The sequence below is a fragment of the Vreelandella lionensis genome, assembly GCF_002087295.1.
In the GTDB taxonomy this organism is placed as follows: Bacteria; Pseudomonadota; Gammaproteobacteria; order Pseudomonadales; family Halomonadaceae; genus Vreelandella; species Vreelandella lionensis.
Map to the genome: position 1 here is coordinate 1 of NZ_MWVI01000098.1, position 1054 is coordinate 1054.

1 protein-coding gene is annotated in these 1054 nt (G+C 41.1%); it reads right to left on the reverse strand.

Annotated elements, in window-relative coordinates:
• Window positions 1-12 precede the first annotated feature (12 nt).
• On the reverse strand, window positions 13-954 hold the full coding sequence (locus B4967_RS16030; protein WP_207953649.1) for a hypothetical protein: 942 nt from the start codon (window positions 952-954) through the stop codon (window positions 13-15).
• Window positions 955-1054: the final 100 nt, after the last annotated feature.

Genomic DNA, 1054 nt, shown 5'->3' on the forward strand with positions numbered 1-1054 from the left:
TCGGCGCCGGCTTCACGGATTCAGGTCAATTACAGCTTCCATCTGCCGAGCATTAAAAAGATGGTAAACTCTCTCCCATCGCATTGGATCATTATCATCAGTCGGTTGAATACAGTGTTCAGCTAATACCTTGTGATATTCAATATTCTTTGAATCATCAAAATTACCAAATAGGTTTCGGCTCGTTTTATCTAAAATAAACAGTCGAAAACTGTTATGAAAAAAACGCCAACTTATATCACTATCCTTCTTGAAATAGTGGGATGCACTTGAAATAAAAGCGCGAATAGTTGAATGATCAGACCATTTTCCAAGCACTTGAGTATTTATTGGCTCTCTCAATCTTGACAATAACGCAAGCAAGTCAACAAGCTTCTGATTACTCTCTATTTGTCGCCAATAAACTGAATAGCTTTGCTCAATATGCCCTTGGTAAAGAGGAAAATCATCAATAGCTTCATCATAATCCCTACCAGATCCTCCAGTAATAAATTCCAGCAAATAAACCAAAGATAGTGGGTGCCCCAATGATTTTTCGAAAATTTTCTTCTTATTATCATCTGTTAGTTCAGAACAGCCTGGCCATTTTTTTATGGCCGCATAGACATTTGTCCGAGTCAGAGGAGATATGACAATAGTTCGACTTTCATACCTAACATGCTCCTTTATCGTGTCAGAGAGATCGTTCAACTCCAACGTTTGACTACCTAGAACAAATATCACCCCATCAGGCACGGTGTTAGGGGGCGGCAAATCTGACAGCAAACTCTGTAGAGGATTATGCTCTCGCTGATTATGGTCTAACCCATCGACCATGATGACGGTGGTTATGGCATCATTTTTCCATTTCGCATGGGCTTGATGAAGCTGTTCTCCTAACAGCGATAGGTATTCTTCTCTTGAGCCTGGCTGCCCGGAACTTTCACCACGAAAGCCATGATTTTTTAGCGACAAGGTGATGTCATGAAGAAAAGTAGTCGCTTCACCACGCCCTTGATAAGTGCTATCGGGAACATACGCGAATATCTAAGGAAGCTCTGAAAAAGTCACTGCC